The following is a 1,001-nucleotide window of genomic DNA, read 5'->3' as shown; positions in this document are numbered from 1 at the left end:
ATTAGTGCAGAGTCGCTCCGATCTTGGTTTGCTTTGAAGTTGACCACGCGGTTGTTCTCAGTACGACCTTGCATTTCGCCTGGGTCTTTCTTAGAAAATCCAGTGACTAAAATGCGTTGTTGAGTACCGACCATGCGACGACTAATTTCATGTGCTTGTTGCGTAATGCGTTGCTGTAGTATGTGCAGGCGTTGTTTCTTCACTTCTTCTGATGTTTCGTCTGCTAGATCCGCAGCAGGTGTTCCAGGTCGAGCGCTGTAGATAAAGCTGAAAGATGTATCGAAGCCAATGTCGTTGATAAGCTTCATTGTATCTTCAAAGTCTTTTTCCGTTTCGCCCGGGAAGCCAATAATAAAGTCAGACGAAATGCTGATATCTGGACGATGCTTGCGTAAACGACGAATTTTAGATTTGTACTCTAACGCCATATGGCCGCGTTTCATTGCGGCCAAAATGCGATCGCTACCGCTTTGTACAGGAAGGTGCAGATGGCTTACGAGTTCCGGGACTGTTGCGTAAACATCAATCAATGCATCACTAAACTCAACAGGATGTGACGTGGTGTAACGAATACGATCGATCCCTTCAATGCCAGAGATAATGGTGATCAGCTCGGCAAGGTCCATGATGTCATCATCATGCGTGTTACCTTGATAGGCATTAACATTCTGACCCAGGAGGTTGATTTCACGTACGCCTTGTTCCGCAAGGTGGGCTACTTCCGCAATAACGTCGTCAGCTGGGCGACTGACTTCTTCGCCTCGGGTATATGGTACGACGCAAAATGTGCAATATTTACTGCAGCCTTCCATGATTGAAACGAATGCTGATGGTCCATCTACGCCAGGTGCAGGTAGATGATCGAACTTCTCTACTTCTGGGAAGGTGATATCCACAACACCCACATCAGAAGTCTTGGATGCATCAATCATCTCTGGAAGGCGATGAAGTGTTTGTGGACCGAATATTACATCAACATATGGGGCGCGATCTCGGATAGC

At 46.8% G+C, this 1,001-nt stretch carries 1 protein-coding gene; it reads right to left on the bottom strand.

Features of this window, described 5'->3' with window-relative positions; genetic code table 11:
* Positions 1-1,001: tRNA (N6-isopentenyl adenosine(37)-C2)-methylthiotransferase MiaB (gene miaB / locus A3738_RS22745; RefSeq protein WP_068763873.1), on the bottom strand; the 1,001-nt coding region annotated here is incomplete at both ends.

It is taken from the genome of Oleiphilus sp. HI0066 (assembly GCF_001635725.1).
The sequence above is the reverse complement of the archived record's forward strand: the minus strand, read 5'-3'. Positions and strand labels throughout refer to the sequence as shown.